Genomic DNA, 20932 nt, shown 5'->3' on the forward strand with positions numbered 1-20932 from the left:
CCGCACGGCAAACATGAACGCGCCGCTCACCAGTTGAAGCGAACCCCGAACATACCGGCGGTCGCGGTTCGATGATTGCGGCCGCCGCCGAGTGACCAACGGTAGCTGGCCTGGCCGTAAAAGCTCAGTTTCTGATTCACCTGTGCAGTGATGCCGCCACCGACCTCCAGTGCAGTGTCGCCGAAGTGTGCCTCAACGGTGGGTGACGACTGTCCGAAAAGCGCGTTGTCAACGCCGGAGAAGGCTTGCCAGAGATTGACTCGCGCATAGGGCTGCCACAGCGTGCGTCGCCCGTCACGCTTCGTGTATTGCAGCCGAGCCCCCAGGCGACCGGTCCACCGACACGCCCTGATAAATGATCTGTGCTTGCGGCTCGATCAACCACTCGTTTTCCTCTCCGAAATGGATCGGGTAACCCGCCTCGAGCGACCCCGCGTATGCAGTTGCATGGGTCGATATCCCGGCGCCATAGAGCGACGTCGCCTTCGCGTCGTACCAGCTTCCCTGTAACACTGCGTCGAGATACCAGCCGCTCGGGCCGAAGTGTGTCCAATAGCCTCCGACTGAGGGGCCGTTCATCAGTAGCCGCCCCACCGTCAGGTTCTGCGTTCCCAGCGCGAAGCCACGCACCGACGGCGAATTGTAGTCGGCGTAAGCCAGATACACGCCGGCGTGGTCCCGGTGGCCGCTGTCCGTCGTCCGCCGGAAGATGTCGAAACCCGTCTGGAATCCGACCAGATTGCCCGTCGCACTCGCATCCACCGTCCCATTCCATCGGTTGCTCACCCGTTGCCCGAACACCCGTCCCCAAGCGCCGTTCGCATACGTCCGCGGCTCCGACAGGCCGCGCAAGTTCTCCTCGTCGCCGACGCGCTCATGCAGCGTCCCCAACGTCGAAAGGCCCATCTGTCGCGCGATCGCGGGGATAGGCGTGTAGAGCGCCACTTCCGGACGGTAGAGCGGAATGTCCGTACCGCTTGGCGTCGCAGAGCCTGTCGATGTGTCGATGAGATGAGACCGAAGGAACCAGTCGTTGGGGTCCGTGCTGCCGCCGCGGAAGAGCTGGTACTCATAGGCGCCCGCGGCGACGCGTTGACCTAGCGTGAAGGCGCCGGCCGTGGTCGTGCCGCCACCGCTGACCTGCACCAGCCGAATGCCGTCTGCCACGGTTTGCGCACCGGCGCCGCCGGTATTGCTGACGATCACGGACGTCGTGCCAGTGGCCCGGCCACCGTCGATCACCAGCAGATTGGTCGGTGAGTTGTCGGCGCCAAGATAGGTGTTGAAGCCGATGCGGCTGCCTGCATTGCCCGTGTAGCTGCCAACCGTCAGCGTACTGTAGGCTCCCGGCCGGGCGACGAACTGGATCAGACCGGCATTGGTCACCGTGCGGGTGGCGTTCGAATCGCCGGTGACGTTCCAGGCACTGAGAGAATCGATCGAGACATTGGTTGCGTTTCGCGCCAGCCCCGTCCAGAGACTGCCCTGGGCCAGCGCCACGTCAGCGGTGTTGCCGACATCGGCCAGCAGGTCCCCCGTCCATTGCGAGGCGCTCAGATTGGCGCCGGCGGTGTTGCCCGGCCCGATCAGCACCAGATTGCCGGTCCAATTGCCGCTGGCGAGATTGTAGGTGAGGGCCGAAGGGTCGACGACAATGTCGCCGGCGAGCGACGGGATACCGGCAATGTTCAGCGTCAAATGGCTTGGCGTGCCCACCGCATCCTCGGTCACTCGCGCCAGCAAGCGTCGGCCACCGACGACGGCGGGAGTCATCGTCGTACCACCACTTATCGAGACGGTGCCTGTCCCGCCTTCGGCCAGTACGATCGCGCCGTTGGTGGCGCTCAGACTGCCGCCGGTAAGCGACACCGTGCTCGCTGCGCTGCCGGCAAGGTAGATCGCAGCCGAGCCGGCACCGCTCACCGCGACCGTGGTCCCCGAGGCGGCAAGTGCGCCGCCGTCGATGGCGGCGATACCATGCGCAGCGTTGCCGGCAGTGGTAAAGGCCGTGCGGGTCAGGGTGATGGCGCTGCCGGCACCCCGCGCAGAAGCCCCGAAAGCGCCCTGCCCCTGCGTGGCGACTTTGGCGTCCGTAGCAGTGATTGTGCCGCCCGTCATCGCATGCAAGCCCACGGCGTTCACGTTCGTGGTGGTGACCGAGGTGCCGGACAGCGTAATACTGCTGCCGACGTCGGTCGCCCGAGCGCCGTCGGCGCCGCCAACCGCGGCGGTATCGACGCCATGGGTCGTGATGGTGCCTCCAGTGATCACGGCCATGGCACCCTGACTGCCCCGAACGCCGATGGCGCCATCGCCGTTCGTGGTTATGCGGGCCCTCTCGGCTTGCAGTCGACTTCCAACCCCGGCCACATCCGCACCAGGAGCCTGCAAGCCAATTTGCGCATCCGGAAACTGCAAGACCGGCGGGGTACTTCCGATCGACCTGTACCCGCTGGTGACCTCGGTGTCCGCCACGGCGATCGTACCTGCGTCCGTGACAAGCAAGCCGGCACCGGAAGGACCGGACGTACGGACGATAGTGCCGGTCAGACCGACCGCGCTGCCGGCGCCGCTCGCCACGGCGCCGGGGGAATCGGGTTGGTAGGTGAAGATGCCGTAGCCGGAGAAGTCGATCCTGCCGCCCGCATCCGCCCATAGGCCGGGGCTGTTTGCGACATACGTTGCCGAAGTCGCGCCATTGCTCATCTGAATGCTGCTGCCAACGCCTCGGGCGAGCACGCCGGGAGAGTTCGCAATGACGGTGTTTCCGTAATAGTCGCCTGTCGCGATGGCGCCGCCGCTGACAGTGATTTTTCCCCCACCGACGGCGGACAGTCCGGCACTGCCATTGCCGTAGATGTTCACGAAAACGTTATTCAGGGTGAGGCTGCCGCCCGCGCCCGACGCGACGGCGCCTGGGGAATTGTCGCCGGAACTGTACGTGCTCAGATTGTTGAGGGTGATCGTCCCTCCGGCATCCGCGAAGACGGCAGTGGCGCCCGCGCCCGAGGTCGTGATGTCGGTTTGGGTCAAATCGATTGAACCACCACTGGCGGCATAGACGCCGTGGGCGTTGTCGGCAGCGGTGCTCACCTCGCCATTGGTCAGCGACACGCGACTCCCTGCGCCGATCGCCCCTATGCCATAGGCGCCTCCGCCATTCGTGGAGACGGATGTATTGCTGCCGGTGACCTGCCCCCCGCCATCGGCATAAAGGCCGTGGCCGCCGGTGCCATAAGTACTGATCGAAGTGCTATTCAGCGGCGTGCCAGTCAGGGTAATCCCCCCGCCGCCGGTGACACGCATGCCGTAGCCGCTGCCGTTCGCGGTCAAGACGACTGAGGTGCCGCTATAGGTTCCGGTGCCGGAGACCTCGACCACGGGCGCAGCCCCCGCACTTTCCCGCGTGGTGGATGCCGGATCGGAACAGGTGCCGGACGAGATACTGAGCGCGGCTGGGGCGACGGCGCATTGCGCGAACGCCTGCGCCGAAGGCAGCAGCGCCGTCACTGCGGTAGTCAAGACGGCACGATGACAAACAATCGAGCCAAACAACCTCTTCTTCAGCAAGCTGCCGTCCCACGGACTGGAGGCGGGAACGGTACATGACGTCTTCAGGTGGTCTGCACGCAATCGATGAACTCCTGTCCTCTGTCGGGATTTACTCAAACTGGAAAACGCTGCGAGCCAATCGCAGATGCGAACTATGAAAGAACCTATCAACGAACAAAGATAGCAAACGTCGCTTCGGACTAAGAATCGGTATTAACTCGAAGGGGATGGCGTAATTCGAGAGCGCCACCGCGCCTGCCAGCACGCCGTTCCAGTTGTGTGTGGAGGGGGATTGAAGGTCGGCAGATCGGAAGAGCGTTCGAGTGCCACACGCTTTTGGCCATCGATTCATCGGAAGTCGAGGCCCGAAAGCTCATCATTCAAATTGAGGATTGCCCCCCCTCACGCCCTGTACTAGCCTTGGCTCAGCCGCCCGTCGCGGCCCAACGGTAGAAAATCAATAGCCAAAAAAGTAACGGGGAAAAACATGAAACTGAGTGCCAAACTGGTTTTTGGATTCCTGGTGGGTGTTTCAAGTTGCGTGAGCCAGGCTCAAACGGCAGACCGGTGTAATCAAGTGCTGCAAACCAGCGCGCGAAACTACGAAATGTCGACGTCGTACGATGCCGTTTCGTATTCCGTCTACGACCAGTATTGCGAGGGGGATCAGGTCAGATCCGGCACGAGCTTCAGCGCATCCCTGGACGCCGTCATCAAAGCCGTCCCCATCAAATTCAATCTTGGACAAGGCAGCACCGAAGAACGCGTCCGTAATTTCTGCAAGACGTTCGATTCAGCATACAAGTCCGATAAATCGAGATATCAGGAATCGTCTACCGTGGTGGGCACCACAACACGTGCGTGGCTGCAATGCATGGCGCTGGCGTCGCGAGGTGTCGATTTCGCGCCGGACATCTCGCGCGAGCATGTGAACATCGACGTTCGCCGCACCAATGCAAGCGAAGTCTCCGTCCAAGGCGTTGTCTATAACAACGAGGTCATGAACTGCACGGTTCCGGTGAGCGACCAAAGCACGACACGTGCCACGGCCACCGAGCAGACAACCATGCGGCTCTCGGAAAAAGACTGGGTAATCACCTGCGTCAGAAAACCACGGACCGAAAAGACGGAGACGGTTTATCCGTCAGGGGACATTACGGTCGTCACTACGGCCGGGCAATTCACGCTGCCGGTTGCGGCAGAAGCAAGGTTCCCCAGAGAATGGTCCGGCGAGTTTCAGACGAGTCTCGACAAGTTGTCCGAGGATCAACAACTCACCAAGGCCCGCCTGACAGTGATGGAAGCCCGGTCAAGTGCCACGCCCAAGGGCGCATGGCAGCCGGATCAGGGGTTTGGTGGCGGATTGAACAAAGTCGCCCACGAATCCGCATGTCCTGCCGGACAAGTGATGGTCGGTCTGCAGATCGTGACCGGCGGGACGTGTCACGGATTCTGTGACCCCGACGGACGCCCCGTCACCAGCTTCAAGATTCAGTGTGCTCAGAAGTACTGACACCGAATTTCGCGACGTAACTCGCCTATTGCAAAACAACCGCCCGCGGAGCTGCGCTCCCGTGGCGGTTGTCTCTCGGCTTGTTCAGTATCAAAAGCGTGTGGCCCTGGCGCCTGGCAATACGGAACCAGCGCTTTCGCCGATATCGATGCAGGTAAGCGATGGGCTGCGGGACGCCCGCACCCTCCCCCGTTCAGAACCGATAACTCACCTTCAGACTCCCTGCCTGTGACGACGCGCGCGCGGTATTGACGAGCGCATCGTAAGCGAGCGACACGTCCAGGCGCTTGGCCAGCGTCACGCTGAAGCTCGCGCCGAGCGTCAAAAAGCCGCGCGGCAGACTCAACCCCGGTGCGACGAAGACCGTGCCGTCCTGTGAGGCCACGGTAATCGCCCGACCGGCATCGAGCAGTTCGTGCGCGTACGTCACACGGAACTGGACGCTCATGGGGCGGGCCGCATCGCCGAACGCCTTGTCGAACGTCACACCGACAAACGGTTGCAGGCTGCGCGTATTGTCCGTGCCGACGCGCAGGTTCTGACCGCCCGCGCCGCTTTCCTCGAAGCCGTTCGCGTGGAAGTAGGCATAGCGCAGGCCCACGCGCGGCGTCACGACGAGCCCACCGATCGAGATCGGCGTGCTCGCCTGTGCCGCCGCCGTGAATTCCTGCCCGACGTGATCGCCTTCGGCCGTGCCGATGCCCGCGAACGGACGCTTCTGCGACAGGAAGTGAAGACCGTAACCGACGGTGGCAGCGACGTCGAACGGCCCCATCTCCCGACTTGCATACGCCGCGAGGCGCAGCGTGTCCCGTGTGCCCGAGCCCGCCGCACCCTGCTCCGAAAGATCGGCGTGGGAATAACCGCCGGCCAATCCGAACGTATTACGCTCAACGCGCCTTTCCGCGCCGGCGAGGAAGCCGTATTGATTCTCCTGGAAACCGGGCTGGCTGCCCGAGCCCGCCACGCGGCCGTGCAGACCCGTGGCCGTCGCCCAGACCGCCGAGGCGGCCGGCGTCGCGTCGCCAGTGGCGAGCCCGGTAACGGCCGAGCGTCGCGTGACTCGGTCAAGAACCGCCGCCGACGACGACTGTGCATTCATCAGCGCCGCCGTGCCCAGTGCCGTGTAGGCGCTCGTGTTCTTCGGCGCAATGACGACGGGCACGGAAGGCCCCGAGGGTCCCGAAGATCCCGCATTGCCCGGATCGCCGGGAGCCGGGGCGTTCAGCGACAGCGTCACGTCGTTTGCGCCATAGGCGACAGAGGATTGCAGGCTGCCAAGATTGGCTCCCGCCGCCAGCGCACCGGTCACCGATGAGAAGCGACCGCTCACGCCGTTCGCCGCGGTCAGCACCGTATAGCGTGTCGTCTGATATGTCCCTGGGGCGTACGTGATGGCGAGCGCGCCGTTCAGTGTCGCGCCGCCGCCCACCTTGAGCAGCGACGCCGCCGTGGGACTCACCTCGATGGCAAGCGTCCCATTGGGCGCCTGCGTGTAGTTGCCGCTGACGTTCAAGGTGCCGATCGAGCCCCCCGGCGCCACGATGCCGCCGTTGGCCACGCTGCCGAGAATCGCGCCATGTCCGCGCAGCGTTCCTTGTGCCGCAACCGCCACGTCGCCGCCCAACGTGGCGCTCTCATGGCTGGCGTCGCCGACCGCGAGGGTGCCGGCCCCCACGCTCGTCGTCCCCGTGAATGCCGTGCTGGCACCATTGAGCACGAGCCTGCCGCCGCCCTGCTTGACGAAGGTGCCACTGCCCATGAACTCACCGGCATAGACGCCGTCGGATGCGGCGTTGACGGTCAGCGTATTCGTCCCGACAAGCAGACGTGTGCCGGCGACGCCGCTCAACCCGGAAATCGTTTGCGCGCCCGCGGCGGACATGTCGAACGTCGCGCCACTGGCCGCCATGGCGAGCGTCGTCACCGACGACAGCCGACCGGCGCCCGCCAGCGCCAGCGTGCCAGCGTTGATCGTCGTCGCGCCGGTGTAGATGTTCGCCGCCGAGAGCGTCTGGGTGCCGCCGTTCAGTGTCAGCCCACCCGATCCGCCGATGACGCCGGAGAAGGTGTCCAGTGCATTGGCATCCGTGACCGTAAGCGTGCGCGCGCCGAGCGCGACCGTCCCACCGCCGGCAAGACGCTTCACGGATGCCCCGTTCGTCGTCGCCGAGATGTCGAGCGTGCCGCCGACGCTCACGCCGCTGGAGGTCGCGACACTGCCGTCGCCGCTGAGTGCCAGTACCGCGCCGTTACCGATCGTCGTCGCACCGGTATAGGTGTTCCCAGCCGTCATCGTCAGCGTTTTCGTACCGACGAGGGCCAGCGAACCGGCGCCCGAAACGACGCCCGACATCGTCGTGCTGTTGTTGGACGCGGTGGAGAACGTCACCGCCGAGCCGGCGCTCAGGATGACATCGTTGTTCAGCGCGCCTCTCGCCACAATAGTGGCGGTTGCTCCTGCATCGAAAAGCAGGCTCCCGAGGAGGGTCGAGTTGGAAATCGAGGGATCGGCCTGAATCAGCACGTTGTTCTGGCCGCCAAACTCGATGGCCGCGGCTCTCGTCGTGCCGCCGTTGATCGGCGCGCCCATGATGGTCCCGATATTCGAGATGATGTCCGAGCCTCGGGTCACGATGCCTACGCCGCCCCCATCCCCCTCACCGCCGGCGATCGTTCCGGCATTGATGACGTTGTTGTACATTCCCGCGAGATTGATGCCGGCGCCCCCTGCGCCTCCCACGCCCCCTTGGTTTACAATCCCGCCGCTAGTGCCGGCGGCACCTCCCGCACCGCCTCTGATCACGCCAGTGTTAGTGATGGTGGCGCTACCGCGGAGCGCGAGCAGTCCGTCGCCTCCCGCACCGCCGCCACCGCCGACCTCGCCGGTGCCTCCGGCGCCGCCTGCGCCCCCGGTGATCATGCCGCTGTTGGTGATGACCGCGACGGCGCCGCCCGACATCATCCCGCTGCCGCCACCGCCACCGCCGCCGCCGTAGCTGGATGCACCGGCGAGAGGGTCGCCGCCTTTACCGCCGGCCCCGCCCGTGATCGTGGTGTTGGACGCGATGTTGATGTCGTTGCCGGCGTAATACACGCCCGTATTGCCGCCATTCCCACCACTGCCGTAGAAGTTTCCGCCCGGTCCGCCGTTGCCGGCGTCGCCGGTGATCGTTTGGCCGTTGAGCGATATGCCGGTGCTGATGATCGTGAGTGCGGGGCCGCCCGGCGGCGCGCTGGCTGAATCGCCGCCGGCCGCGCCAGCGCCGCCGGCGCCGGTCGCCCCCCAGCCACCCGAAGCCTGGCTTGCCCCGCCCCCCTGACCGTTTCCTGCGCCGCCAGCGCTGCCGACGCCATGTGCCCCTATGGCACCACCACCACCCGGCATGCCGCACCCACTGACGTCGCTTACCGTGCATGCCGCCCACGCGGGCGGCACGACGCCCGCGAGGGCCAGGGCGATGGCCGTGCTGCCCGCCGTGCGGACAAAGCTGGCGCCCAATGGACTGTGCGCCGGATCGGCCGCTTGAAGGAAGCGTGCGTCGACCACTGGGGACGGCAGTCGCCGTCGGGCAGCGGGATCGGCACGGCCGTGCACGCGCCCGAATTTGCGTGAAACCATGAATATCCTCTCGTATCGCGCCGTACATGGCGACTGGCGACCGAGAAGCCTCCGGCCTTTCCCCCGCAGAACGGCAATCGTCAGACCCCGGCGCTCCACGATGTCGTTCTCGCTTCAATTTTGAGCACCGGTGTGCGCCATCCACGACGCATCGGAAGCCGAATGTAATACAAAGTCAGTGTTTCGCCAATCGCCCAAATTTCCGCCCTTGCCCCCGTCTCCACGCGCGGCCGCGGAACGTCTGGAGCACGTCCACGGGGAAGCAGCCGGGCACTTGTCGATGCTCACCGGGTACATCGATGAGCTGGGCGCGGAACCCGTCGGCAGGCCTTACTGTTCGAGGTGCTTCTGCATCAGTTCTTCGAACCAGTCCAGGAACGCGGCCAGTCGACGGGAGCGTTGACGGCGGTGCGGATAAAGGAGAGAGACCGGCATCGAGGCCGCGCGATACCCAGCCATGACCTCCACCAGTTCGCCCGAGTCGAGCAGATACTGCACGTCGAAGCGGGGAATCTGGATGAGTCCGAGCCCGGCGCGGCAACAGGCGATATACCCTTCGGCGTTGTTCGTCACTACCTGGCTGGGGACGTCCAGGGTATGTTCGGCGCCTTGCCCGTCCAGATAGGTCCAGGGCAATTCGCGTCCCGTCGTGGGCGAGGCGTATCCCACCATCCAATGGCCCGCAAGCAGATCGTCGGGACGTTCGGGCGTGCCGTGGGTTTCGAGATAGGCCGGGTTGGCGCAGTTGATCAACGCGATCGTACCCAGCGACCGCACCACCAGACTGCTGTCCTGCAACGTGCCGACGCGCACCACGCAGTCCACGCCTTCCTGCACGAGATCGACCGCCCGATCGCTTGATCGAAGTATCAGACGCAGACGGGGATGCCGGCGCAGCAGCGTCGGCAACGCCGGTGCGATCCACCGGCGAGCAACGCGACTCGGCACGTCGATCAGCAACTGGCCTGACACCTGACGCTGACTCGCGTGGAACAGCAGATCGATCTCTTCGATATCGGCGAGCAGCACACGCACGCGCTTGAGCAACTGCGCGCCGTCGGCCGTCAGTTGCACCTGCCGCGTCGTTCGATGCAGCAAGCGCGTGCCGACCTGCGTCTCCAATTGCTGGATGGCGGCCGACACCGAGGCGCGCGGCACGTCGAGCGCATGGGCCGCCTTGATGAAACTCCCCATCTCCGCGACCTGCACGAAGATCCGGTATTGGTCGAATCTGTCCATGTCCGTTTATTGTTGGCAGCGCTTGGTGGCGGGCGAGCGCTCACCTCGTGTCGGCTTCACCCGGAAAAGCCGCCGTTGGCCAGGAATGCGCGTTCCCGCGGCGTTGTCGTTCGCGAACGGCAGATAGAAGAATAACCGCGGCGGCGCCTCCACCTCAGTAGGCACCGCGTCGAAGCGGCACCGCCTCGCCCGGACGGTGCTCACGCGCCTGAATGCCCCACGCGAGCCCTTCCCCGGCGAAGGGCTCGCGAGGGCGGTTCACTTGGTCGTGTATCCGCCGTTGATGAGGATCGTCTGCCCCGTGATCCACCAGCCGTCGCTCACGAGATGACGGATGAACGGCACCACGTCCTCGATATCGGTGAGCCCGGTATTGCTGAACGGCGACAGCGCGGCGGCGGTCTTGTGATACGCCACGGCGTCGGCGCCTTCGGCCGGATAGAAGAACGGCGTGTCCATCGGACCCGGCCCCACGGCCGTCACCGAAATTCCGCGCGCACCGAACTCCTTCGCGGCGGCTCGCGTGAAGTGCTCCACCGGCGCCTTGGTCCCGGCATACGAGGCGTAGAACGGCGTGAACGCTCCCAGCAGCGACGTCACCAGCGTGACGACCTTGCCGTTGTCGTTGACGTGCTTGCCCGCCTCGCGCAGGAAGAAGAATGCGGTCTTTGCATTGACGGCGCTCATCTCGTCGTATTCGGCCTCGGTGATCTCGACGAGCGGCTTCTTCAGCACCTTGCCCACCGTATTGATCGCGATGTCGGGACGGCCGACGGCGTCGACGGTATCCGCGAACAGCTTCTCCACCGCGGCAGCACGAGTCAGGTCGCCTTGAAAGGCCACCGCGCGGGCGCCCAGCGCCTCGACGGCGGCGACGGTCGCGTCCGCCTGCGCCTTGCTCGCCGCGCTGTTGTAGTGAATGGCAACGGCCTTGGCGCCCTGCCGCGCCAGATCGCGCGCGATCAGCCCGCCCAGGTTCTTGGCGCCGCCGGCAATCAGCACGACTTTGCCCTCGATGGAATGGTCTGCCATGGAGATCTCCTTCGCTAGTCAATGGAACCTCCAATTTAGACACTGCGAGCCGGCGCATAAACGGGCCCAATCTGGATAGATCATCCAGAAAATCGTACTAATCCTTTGGCGAGAGGCGGCAGGCGTCACACGCCGATCGGCAGCGACATGCCGAACTTCACTCGCGACATCACGACCATCGTCTCGAAGTGACGGATGTTCGGATTCTGACGAAATACGCGTGTGGCGAATTCTTCGTAGTGGTCGATGTCGCGCACGGTGATCATCATCGCGAAGTCGGCGCGCCCCGTGACCACATAACACTGCATGACTTCCGGTACCGTTTGCAAAAATCGCTTGAATTCGTCGAGCAAGTCCAGTCGTTCCCGCTCGACCTGGACAAGTACCCACATCATGATCGGCAGCCCGACCTTGTTCGGATCCACGACGGAGATGTCCTTCTGAATGTACTTTTCCTCGCGCAATCGTCTTACTCGTCTAAGGCAGGCCGGCGGACTCAGATTGACGGCAGCGGCCAGCGACTGGTTGCTGATCTGGTTGTCGACCTGCAGTATCGCCAGGATTCGGAGGTCAAAATCGTCGAGTGGTGTTGCGGGGCCTTGACTCATATTTCGCAAATTCCCTGAAAAAAGAAATTCAATTAAGCAAACACGGCCCGCGCGAATTTTGAATTTCGTGGCGCCTCCATAGAATCGTAGCATCGGCCCCGGCTCGATTCCATGGAGAAAGCCATGTCTACAAAACCGTTCATCGTTGCTGCCGCAGTGCTTTGCGCATTGGGTGCGCAAGCCCAGACCGTCGTCACCATCGGCTACGCCGGTGCGCTGACCGGTGCGCAGGCGCATTTCGGCAAGGACAGCGAGCGAGGCATCCGTCTGGCCATGGACGAGATCAACGCCACGCACCCCGTCATCGGCGGCAAACCGGTGCAGTTCGCGCTCGACGCACAGGACGATGCCGCCGACCCGCGCATCGCCACGACCATCGCCCAGCGTTTTGTCGACAACCGTGTCAGCGCAGTCATTGGTCACCAGAATTCGGGCACATCCATCGCCGTGGCGCGCCTTTACGCGCAGCAGCACATTGCCGAACTTACGCCGTCCGCGACGAACCCCGAGTTCACTCGCCTCGGTTTCAACACCACATTCCGCATGCTCGCCAACGACGACTTCCTTGGGGAAGCGCTGTCGCGGTACGTCGCCAGCCAACTGGGCGCCCGACGGATCGCCGTCATCGATGACCGCACCGCCTACGGCCAGGGCATCGCCGAAGTCTTCGCGCGGCAGGCCGAAAAGGCCGGCGCAAAAATCGTTGCACGAGAGTTCTCGACCGACAAGGCCTTCGATTTCTCCGCCGTGCTCACGCGCGTCAAGCGAGAAAACCCGGAAGTCATTTTCTTCGGAGGCATGGATGCCCAGGGTGGCCCGATGCTCAAGCAAATGCGCCAATACTCGATTCGCGCGCCGCTGGTCGGAGGCGACGGCCTGTGCACCGCCGAGATGGTCCGCCTGGCCGGGACGGCTCTCGATGGCAACCTGTTCTGCGCGGACGGGGGTCACAGCCTTGCCAGGATGCCGGGCGGACAAGCGTTCGCCGCCAAGTTCAAGGCCAGGTATGGCGAGCCGGTGCAGTTGTACGCGCCGTACGCCTACGACGCCATGACGGCCATCTACCGCGCCGCGGTGGCCGTACAGTCCACAGACGCATCGAAAATCGTCGATGCCTTGCACCGCGTGTCGTTTGGCGGCGTCACGGGACACATCGCATTCGATGAACACGGCGACCTGCGCGCACCGGCCGCCACCATATCCACTTACAAGGAAGGAAAGAAAATGGCTTTGACCGAGGTATCGAAATGAGCGTCGGCATTCTGCGCGTCGGGTCGCCGGCGTTGCGCAAGGTGGCGGCCGAAGTCGCCAATGTGAACGACCCCGCCGTCGTACGCGAGGCCGCTGCCCTCGGCGAAGCGATACGCGCCTTCCGTGCCGAACACGGATTCGGGCGCGCCATCGCGGCGCCGCAGATCGGCATCGCAAAACGCATGATCGGTCTGGCCATACCGGGGTGGCCCGACGTCATCGTCAATCCACGGGTCGTGTGGACCAGCGATGAACGGATGACGCTCTGGGACGACTGCATGTGCTTTCCGGAAATGCTCGTCAGAGTCGAGCGGTTCGCGTCGATCTCGGTGTCCTTTACCGACATGACGGGAAAAACGCATCTGAAAGAAGCACTCGAGCGCCCCGAATCCGAACTCATGCAGCATGAAATCGACCACCTCGACGGCAAGCTGTCCTTCGACCGCGCCGTGGGCGAAAACGCCTTCGTGCACCGCAGCGTTTTCGAATTGAACCGGACGGCATTCGCCGGCGAGGTCGACTACTTTCCCCAATCGCAATGAGGCAGAGGATGAATCGACCCGATATCGGCCGCATCGACGGCCTGACCTACCCCACTGGCACCGCGTATATGGCGGGCCAATATCTGCCCATGTCGGAGGCCCGAATTTCGGTACTCGACTGGGGGCTGCTGCACTCGGACGTCACCTACGACACCGTTCATGTGTGGAAGGGCAAGTTCTTCAGGCTCGATCTGCATATCGCGCGCTTTCGCCGCTCGCTCGAAAAACTGCGTTTGCGGGTCGCCTATACCGACGAGCAGCTTCGCGACATTCTGGTCCAGTGCGTGCGCCGCGCGGGTCTTCGCGACGCCTACGTCGAAATGCTCTGCACGCGCGGCATCTCCCCGACCTTCAGCCGCGATCCACGCGACGCGGCAAATCAGTTCGTCGCGTTCGCGGTCCCCTATGGGTCGGTCGCCAACGCCCGCCAGCTCAAGGAAGGTCTGCACCTGCATCTGATCGACACCGTGCGCCGCATTCCGCCGGAGTCGGTCGATCCGCAGATCAAGAACTACCACTGGCTCGACCTCGTCACCGCGCAATTTCAGGGCTTTGACGCCGGCGCGGAAACCGTCGTCATCAAGGACATGGACGGCAACGTCGCGGAAGGTCCCGGCTTCAATATCTTCGCCGTCAAGGCGGGTGCGTTGTACACGCCGGAGCGCGGCGTGCTCCACGGGATTACGCGCCGCACCGTGTTCGACATCGCCGAACAGCTCGGCATTGCCGTCCATGCGGGCGCCGTGCGCGAGGATCAACTGCGCCGCGCCGACGAAATCTTCATCACGTCGACGGCCGGCGGCATCATGCCGGTCACGCGGCTTGACGGTGTTCCCGTCGGCAACGGAGCGCCGGGCGAGTTGACGCAGACGATCTTCCACACGTACTGGGCCTGGCATGACGACCCCAGATGGACGCTGACAGTGGACTACGGCGAGGCCGACCATGCTCGCTGACACGCTGCGCGCGCGCCTCGATGACCGTCGACGCCAGCTCGTCGACAGACATGCGCTCAAGCGCGAGATCGCCATTGATTCGCCGCAAGGCGCCCGCCTCACGGCACGCACGGCGCCGGGCCAGGACGTACGCAGCTATCTCAACCTGTGCGCGAACAACTATCTCGGGCTGGCCAATGACCCGCGCATCGTCGAGGCCGCTCGCGAAGCCATCTCGCGCTTCGGCCTTGGCATGGCCTCGGTTCGTTTCATCAGCGGCACGCACTCCTTGCATTGGGAACTGGAGCATCGGCTGAGTTCGTTCCTGGGCACCGAGGCGTGCGTGCTGTTTCCGTCCGCCTTCGACGCCAACGGCGCGCTCTTCGAAGCGTTGCTCAACGATGAGGATACCGTGCTCTCGGATGCCCTCAATCACGCGAGCATCATCGACGGCATGCGTCTCGGGCGGGCCGCTCGCTTGCGCTACGCCCATCGTGACGCCAACGCGGCAGCCCGCGCGTTCGATCAGGCAGGCGAGCGTGGCGCGTCGGCCCGGCTGCTGGTGACCGACGGCGTGTTCTCCATGGACGGCACCCAGGCGCCGTTGCCAGCACTCGCCGCCTTGTGCCGCGAGCGTCAGGCATTGCTCGTGATGGACGACTCGCACGGCATCGGCGTTATCGGCGCATCGGGGCGGGGCACCGCGCAAGCGCAGGGGCTGCCAGCGGCCGTCGACGTCTACGTCGGCACGTTGGGCAAGGCGCTGGGGGGCGCGGCAGGCGGATTTGTCGCGGGACCAACGGCTATCGTGGATACCCTGAGGCAGTTCGGGCGGCCCTACCTGTTCTCCAACGCCCTGATGCCCGCCATCGCGGCCGCTGCAATTCGCGCATTGGATTTGATCGAAGGGGGGATGATCGACTTCGTCCGACTTCGTCCGACTGCGGTCGATGAGCACCTATCTCCGCGACAGTCTGGCGCAAGCAGGTTTCGAAGTGCTCGCCGGCGACCACCCGATCGTGCCGGTGATTTTCCACGATTCGGCACGCGCTCAAGCCGCGGCGTCCGCGCTCGCCGCGCGAGGCATCCTGGCACAGGCATTCTCGTACCCGGTCGTCCCCGAAGGCGCCGCGCGGCTGCGGCTGCAAGCCTCGCTGGCACTGACGGACGCCGATCTCGATCGCGTCATCGAAGCCTTCCGGTCGATGCGCAGCTAAGCGTTCGCGCGCGAACGCATCCCTGGCCCTTTACCTTCCGCGCCGTCACGACATTCGGACACGGCCGGCCCCGTCACGGCACGACCTTTTCCTTCAGGTTGCCTCATGAACTCGAACCCATCGCAAGCGCACGACAACTGGACGCCCGCCGCAGCCAAACCAACCGCGGCTCCCGCGCAAGCCCGGCGGGCGGTCGTCGCCGCTTCGCTCGGCAATATTCTCGAGTGGTACGACTTTGTGCTCTACGCCTACTTTTCCCCACAGATTGCGCGTCACTTCTTCCCGGCGGACAGCGAAGCCACGTCGTTTCTCTTGGCAATCGCCACGTTTGGCGTGGGGTTCGTGGCGCGCCCGGTCGGCGCTGCCGTGCTCGGCGCCTATGGCGATCGCGCCGGTCGCAAGGCCGCGCTGCTCGTGGTGATCCTGCTGATGGCGATCGGCACGGCCATGATCGGCCTCGCGCCGGCTTTCGAAGCCGCCGGCGTGTATGCCTCGATACTGATCGTGACTGCGCGGGTCCTGCAGGGCTTCGCATCGGGCGGCGAATGGGGCGGCGCCACCAGTTTCATCGTCGAATACGCGCCAGGCCATCGGCGTGGCCTGTATGGCAGTTGGCAGCAAGCCAGTCTCGCGGTGGCTTTGCTCCTCGGTTCTCTGACGGCCGCGGCAATGACCTGGATCATGTCGCCGCAGGCCATCGATGTGTGGGGATGGCGCCTGCCTTTCGTGCTGGGCGCTGTCGTCATCGGCGCCTTCGGTTTCTGGTTGCGGCGCAATATCGATGAGCCGCCTCACACGGGAGGACGGGCCGGCGCGAGGCACACCGCCCCCATTCGGACAGCACTGCGCCAGCAACGGCGCAACCTCGGCCTCGGGAGCCTGTTCACCATCGGCTGGACGGTCACCAACTATCTGTATCTGCTGTACATGCCGCTCTACCTCACGCGTACGCTCGGCCTGCCGGCACGCGACGCGCTGACCGCCGCCAGCGTCCAGATCGCCTGCTTCATGGTTCTGTCGCCGGTCATGGGACACCTGTCGGACCGATGGGGCCGACGCCCGTTGATGACAGCCGGCGCCCTGTGCGTGCTGATCGGCACCTACCCGCTCTTCGCCTTCATGTCGGCACACCCGCAACCGCTACCGGTGCTCGGCGTGCTGTGCCTGCTGGCCGCGTTCATGGCGACGATGACCGGTCCCGCACCGGCATGGCAGGTCGAACTGTATCCCGGCGCGGTGCGGACGACCTCCATCTCGCTGAGCTACAACCTGTCCGTGACCGTCTTTGGCGGCTTCGCACCGTTCATCGCGACGTGGCTGATCGGCATGACGGGTAACGTGCTATCACCCACGTGGTACATCGCCGCGGGCGCGGCGGCGAGCCTGATCGCGATTCGGCTCTCGCGAGAAACGGCCCGAGCGACGCTGGCCTGATCGCATGACGAGGACAATCCATGCACGCCCATCCGAACACAGACACACAACCCTCCCCTACGGCGGGTGACGACGACCGGGCCTCGGCACCTTCGAGCGAGGCGATAGACTGGATATCCCGGCTCATTGCCATCGACACGACGAGCCGCCGATCCAATCTCGGGCTGATCGAACTTCTCCGGGACAATCTTCGCGCGCAAGGCGCGGACGCGTGGCTCGATTACGACGCCACCGGCGCCAAAGCCAATCTCTTCGCCACATTGCCCGCGCGCGATGGCGGCACGCAAGGCGGCATCGTTCTGTCGGGACATACCGACGTCGTACCGGTGGATGGTCAGCCCTGGAAAAGCGCGCCCTTCGTTCCGGAAATACGAGACGATCGTCTCTATGGCCGCGGCGCATGCGACATGAAAGGCTTCATCGGGACGGTCATGAGTCAAGTGCCGGCGTGGCTCGCTGCGCCGCCGATGGCACCGGTGCATCTGGCTTTCTCATACGATGAGGAAATCGGCTGTCTCGGCATTTCACCGATGCTCGCCGCGATGGCCCGTCGCAATATTCGCCCGCAAGGCTGCGTCGTCGGCGAACCCACGCGCATGCAGGCGATCATTGCGCACAAGGGCATCAACATATACCGCTGCAGCGTGCAGGGACATGCGGCGCACTCTTCGCTCACGCCTCGGGGCGTGAATGCGATCGAGTATGCGGCGCGCGTGATCTGCCGCATTCGCGAGATTGCCGACGCTTTCGCCTCGCAGGGCCCCTACGACGAGGGCTTCGACGTTCCCTTCAGCACGGCGCAAACCGGCACGATAACGGGCGGCATCGCGCTGAACACGATTCCGGCGGCATGCGAATTCGTCTTCGAGTATCGCAATCTGCCCGGCGTAAGTGCCGATGCCATCTTTGCGCAGATCGAGGCCTTCGCTTCGCAAACCCTGATCCCGGAAATGCAGCGCGTACACCCCGGTGCGACGATCCACTTCGCGAAAATTGCCGCGCCGCCGTCAATGCAGGCATCCGAATCCGAGGATCTGGTGCGCCTGGTGCGCGCGCTCACGCCGGATGCCGCCTTGCGCAAGGTATCGTACGGCACCGAAGCCGGGTTCTTTCAGCGCGCAGGCATTCCCACGGTCGTTTGCGGTCCGGGCAGCATCGAGCAAGCGCATCAGCCCGACGAATTCGTCGCGCTTACCGAGATCGCCCGGTGCGAACGGTTCCTGTCGAAGCTCGTTCGTCATCAACTCTTATATAAGACATAAGACATTTGACCTTACGATGCGCAGGGACTAAAATCGCGGTCAAAGCAGTACCTGGAAAAGCCGTGGAGGCCTGAACAGCCTTCCCCCCGAAACGCACATCAGCAGGTCTCCCCATGCTCGAAAACTATCGTGCTCACGTGGCAGCTCGCGCCGCGCTTGGTATTCCCCCTCTGCCGCTGACGGCACAGCAGACCGCCGAACTGGTCGAACTGCTGGCCAATCCGCCCGCCGGCGAAGCACAAACCCTCCTCGACCTGATCACGCATCGCGTGCCCGCCGGTGTGGACGAAGCCGCCCGCGTGAAGGCCGGCTTCCTGGCCGCCGTCGCCAAGGGCGAGACGGCCTGCGCGCTGATTTCGCGCGCGCGTGCCACCGAGCTGCTCGGCACGATGCTCGGCGGCTACAATATCCAGCCGCTCATCGAGCTGCTGTCGGACGCCGAAGTCGGCGCCGTCGCGGCCGACGCGCTCAAGAAAACCCTGCTGATGTTCGATCAGTTCCACGACGTCAAGGAACTGGCCGACAAGGGCAACGCCAACGCGCGCGCCGTGCTGCAAAGCTGGGCCGACGCCGAATGGTTCACGAGCCGTCCGGAAGTGCCGGAAAGCCTGACCATCACCGTGTTCAAGGTCACCGGCGAAACCAACACCGACGATCTGTCGCCGGCCCCGGACGCCACCACCCGCCCGGACATCCCGCTGCACGCCCTGGCGATGCTCAAGAACGCACGCCCCGGCATCACCCCGGAAGAAGACGGCAAGCGCGGCCCGGTCAAGTTCATCGAATCGCTCAAGGAAAAGGGGCACCTCGTCGCCTATGTCGGCGACGTGGTCGGCACCGGCTCCTCGCGCAAGTCGGCTACCAACTCGGTGCTGTGGTTCACGGGCGAGGACATCCCGTTCATCCCGAACAAGCGTTTCGGCGGTGTGTGCCTGGGCAGCAAGATCGCCCCGATCTTCTACAACACAATGGAAGACGCCGGCGCCCTGCCGATCGAACTCGACGTGTCGAAGATGGAAATGGGCGACGTGGTCGAACTGCGTCCGTACGAAGGCAAGGCCCTGAAGAACGGCGAAGTCATCGCCGAATTCCAAGTCAAGTCCGACGTGCTGTTCGACGAAGTGCGCGCCGGCGGCCGCATCCCGCTGATCATCGGTCGTGGTCTGACGGCCAAGGCGCGCGAAGCGCTGGGCCTCGCCCCGTCGACGCTGTTCCGTCTGGCGCAGCAGCCGGCCGACAGCGGCCGCGGCTTCTCGCTGGCCCAGAAGATGGTTGGCCGCGCCTGCGGTCTGCCCGAAGGTCAAGGCATCCGTCCGGGCACGTACTGCGAACCGAAGATGACCTCGGTAGGCTCGCAGGACACGACCGGCCCGATGACCCGCGACGAACTCAAGGATCTGGCCTGCCTCGGCTTCTCGGCCGATCTCGTCATGCAGTCGTTCTGCCACACGGCGGCTTATCCGAAGCCCGTGGACGTGAAGACGCACCAGACGCTGCCGAACTTCATCAGCAACCGCGGCGGTATCGCACTGCGTCCGGGCGACGGCGTGATCCACTCGTGGCTGAACCGCATGCTGCTGCCCGACACCGTGGGCACCGGCGGCGACTCGCACACGCGCTTCCCGATCGGCATCAGCTTCCCGGCGGGTTCGGGTCTGGTGGCCTTCGCGGCGGCGACCGGCACGATGCCGTTGGACATGCCGGAGTCGGTGCTGGTCCGCTTCAAGGGCAAGATGCAGCCGGGCGTCACGCTGCGCGATCTGGTCAACGCAATCCCGCTGTACGCCATCAAGCAGGGTCTGCTGACGGTGGCCAAGCAGGGCAAGAAGAACATCTTCTCCGGCCGAATTCTGGAGATCGAAGGTTTGCCCGATCTGAAGGTCGAGCAGGCGTTCGAGCTGTCGGATGCGTCGGCCGAGCGTTCGGCGGCCGGTTGCACGGTGCATCTGAACAAGGAACCGATCATCGAGTACCTGAACAGCAACGTCACGCTGCTCAAGTGGATGATCGCGCAGGGCTATCAGGATCCGCGCAGCCTGCAGCGCCGTATCACGGCAATGGAACAGTGGCTGGCCGATCCGAAGCTGCTCTCGCCGGATGCGGACGCCGAGTACGCTGCCGTGATCGAAATCGATCTGGCCGACATCCATGAGCCGATCGTGGCCTGCCCGAACGATCCGGACGACGTGAAGACGCTGTCGGACGTGGCCGGCGCCAAGATCGACGAAGTGTTCATCGGTTCGTGCATGACCAACATCGGGCACTTCCGCGCCGCGTCGAAGCTGCTCGAAGGCAAGCGCGACATTCCGGTCAAGCTGTGGGTCGCGCCGCCGACCAAGATGGACCAGAAGCAACTGACGGAAGAAGGTCACTACGGCGTGTTCGGCACGGCCGGTGCGCGTACCGAAATGCCGGGTTGCTCGCTGTGCATGGGCAACCAGGCGCAGGTGCGCGAGGGCGCCACGGTGATGTCGACGTCGACGCGCAACTTCCCGAACCGTCTGGGCAAGAACACGAACGTGTACCTTGGCTCGGCGGAACTGGCGGCGATCTGCTCGCGTCTGGGCAAGATTCCGAGCAAGGAAGAGTACATGGCCGACATCGGCGTGATCAACACCAACGGCGACAAGATCTACAAGTACATGAACTTCGATCAGATCGAAGACTTCAAGGAAGTTGCCGACACGGTGAAGATGTAAGTGTGAGGCTCGGCCGCGGCGTGTGG

12 protein-coding genes and 2 pseudogenes are annotated in these 20932 nt (G+C 64.4%); 9 read left to right on the forward strand and 5 right to left on the reverse strand.

The window, feature by feature from the left end; translation table 11 throughout:
- Positions 1-26 precede the first annotated feature (26 nt).
- Positions 27-3306: pseudogene (locus RO07_RS15595) on the reverse strand (autotransporter outer membrane beta-barrel domain-containing protein).
- Between the two features lie 733 nt (positions 3307-4039).
- Here RO07_RS15595 and RO07_RS15600 point away from each other — a divergent pair.
- Positions 4040-5065 carry a hypothetical protein gene (locus RO07_RS15600; protein WP_147284634.1) on the forward strand — a complete coding sequence of 342 codons (1026 nt, stop codon included), beginning with the start codon at positions 4040-4042 and terminating at the stop codon, positions 5063-5065.
- A 193-nt stretch (positions 5066-5258) separates the two neighbouring features.
- Here RO07_RS15600 and RO07_RS15605 read toward each other — a convergent pair whose 3' ends face one another.
- The 4 genes from RO07_RS15605 to RO07_RS15620 form a co-directional block, all read right to left on the reverse strand.
- A complete protein-coding gene (locus tag RO07_RS15605) occupies positions 5259-8687 on the reverse strand; it encodes an autotransporter outer membrane beta-barrel domain-containing protein (RefSeq protein ID WP_084072637.1) in 3429 nt (1142 codons plus the stop codon).
- A 330-nt stretch (positions 8688-9017) separates the two neighbouring features.
- Positions 9018-9926: a LysR family transcriptional regulator gene (locus tag RO07_RS15610; protein WP_039412058.1), complete on the reverse strand. Its 909-nt coding sequence runs from the start codon at positions 9924-9926 to the stop codon at positions 9018-9020.
- Positions 9927-10184: 258 nt separating this feature from the next.
- Positions 10185-10958: an SDR family oxidoreductase gene (locus RO07_RS15615; protein WP_039412061.1), complete on the reverse strand. Its 774-nt coding sequence runs from the start codon at positions 10956-10958 to the stop codon at positions 10185-10187.
- 125 nt (positions 10959-11083) lie between these two features.
- On the reverse strand, positions 11084-11803 hold the full coding sequence (locus RO07_RS15620) for an Lrp/AsnC family transcriptional regulator (protein ID WP_335645798.1): 720 nt from the start codon (positions 11801-11803) through the stop codon (positions 11084-11086).
- Between RO07_RS15620 and RO07_RS15625 the strand changes: the two genes are divergently transcribed.
- The 8 genes and pseudogenes from RO07_RS15625 to acnB all read left to right on the forward strand — a co-directional run bounded on the left by RO07_RS15625 (position 11690) and on the right by acnB (position 20906).
- Positions 11690-12817, forward strand: a complete 1128-nt coding sequence (locus RO07_RS15625; RefSeq protein ID WP_052267358.1) for a branched-chain amino acid ABC transporter substrate-binding protein — start codon at positions 11690-11692, stop codon at positions 12815-12817. The two genes, RO07_RS15620 and RO07_RS15625, sit on opposite strands and share 114 nt — an antisense overlap.
- Before the next feature lie 41 nt (positions 12818-12858).
- The gene (locus RO07_RS15630; protein ID WP_218026561.1) at positions 12859-13359 is read left to right on the forward strand and encodes a peptide deformylase; all 501 of its coding nucleotides are present in this window, start codon (positions 12859-12861) and stop codon (positions 13357-13359) included.
- 8 nt (positions 13360-13367) lie between these two features.
- Complete coding sequence (locus tag RO07_RS15635; RefSeq protein WP_039412072.1) at positions 13368-14315, forward strand: aminotransferase class IV; 948 nt, start codon at positions 13368-13370, stop codon at positions 14313-14315.
- A pseudogene (locus RO07_RS26935) lies at positions 14305-15129 on the forward strand (aminotransferase class I/II-fold pyridoxal phosphate-dependent enzyme); the annotation flags it as partial. The gene RO07_RS15635 and the pseudogene RO07_RS26935, both read left to right, overlap by 11 nt.
- A 115-nt stretch (positions 15130-15244) precedes the next feature.
- Entirely contained in the window at positions 15245-15511 is a 267-nt protein-coding gene (locus RO07_RS26715; RefSeq protein WP_052267359.1) for an aminotransferase class I/II-fold pyridoxal phosphate-dependent enzyme, read from the forward strand.
- Between the two features lie 105 nt (positions 15512-15616).
- Positions 15617-16945, forward strand: coding sequence for an MFS transporter (locus RO07_RS15645; protein WP_039412075.1), 1329 nt, complete (start codon positions 15617-15619; stop codon positions 16943-16945).
- Positions 16946-16965: 20 nt separating this feature from the next.
- Positions 16966-18207, forward strand: a complete 1242-nt coding sequence (gene argE / locus RO07_RS15650) for an acetylornithine deacetylase (RefSeq protein ID WP_039412080.1) — start codon at positions 16966-16968, stop codon at positions 18205-18207.
- 113 nt (positions 18208-18320) lie between these two features.
- The gene (gene acnB, locus RO07_RS15655) at positions 18321-20906 is read left to right on the forward strand and encodes a bifunctional aconitate hydratase 2/2-methylisocitrate dehydratase (protein WP_039412083.1); all 2586 of its coding nucleotides are present in this window, start codon (positions 18321-18323) and stop codon (positions 20904-20906) included.
- Positions 20907-20932: the final 26 nt, after the last annotated feature.

The organism is Pandoraea pulmonicola (assembly GCF_000815105.2).
GTDB lineage: Bacteria > Pseudomonadota > Gammaproteobacteria > Burkholderiales > Burkholderiaceae > Pandoraea > Pandoraea pulmonicola.

Coding starts and splice junctions, on each gene's coding strand:
- RO07_RS15600 (WP_147284634.1), top strand. CDS start 4,040: ATGAAACTGAGTGCCAAACTGGTTTTTGGATTCCTGGTGGGTGTTTCA.
- RO07_RS15605 (WP_084072637.1), bottom strand. CDS start 8,687: ATGGTTTCACGCAAATTCGGGCGCGTGCACGGCCGTGCCGATCCCGCT.
- RO07_RS15610 (WP_039412058.1), bottom strand. CDS start 9,926: ATGGACAGATTCGACCAATACCGGATCTTCGTGCAGGTCGCGGAGATG.
- RO07_RS15615 (WP_039412061.1), bottom strand. CDS start 10,958: ATGGCAGACCATTCCATCGAGGGCAAAGTCGTGCTGATTGCCGGCGGC.
- RO07_RS15625 (WP_052267358.1), top strand. CDS start 11,690: ATGTCTACAAAACCGTTCATCGTTGCTGCCGCAGTGCTTTGCGCATTG.
- RO07_RS15620 (WP_335645798.1), bottom strand. CDS start 11,803: ATGCGCCTGCGCACCGGTCAGCGCACCGGCGTAGCCGATGGTGACGAC.
- RO07_RS15635 (WP_039412072.1), top strand. CDS start 13,368: ATGAATCGACCCGATATCGGCCGCATCGACGGCCTGACCTACCCCACT.
- RO07_RS26715 (WP_052267359.1), top strand. CDS start 15,245: ATGAGCACCTATCTCCGCGACAGTCTGGCGCAAGCAGGTTTCGAAGTG.
- RO07_RS15645 (WP_039412075.1), top strand. CDS start 15,617: ATGAACTCGAACCCATCGCAAGCGCACGACAACTGGACGCCCGCCGCA.
- argE (WP_039412080.1), top strand. CDS start 16,966: ATGCACGCCCATCCGAACACAGACACACAACCCTCCCCTACGGCGGGT.
- acnB (WP_039412083.1), top strand. CDS start 18,321: ATGCTCGAAAACTATCGTGCTCACGTGGCAGCTCGCGCCGCGCTTGGT.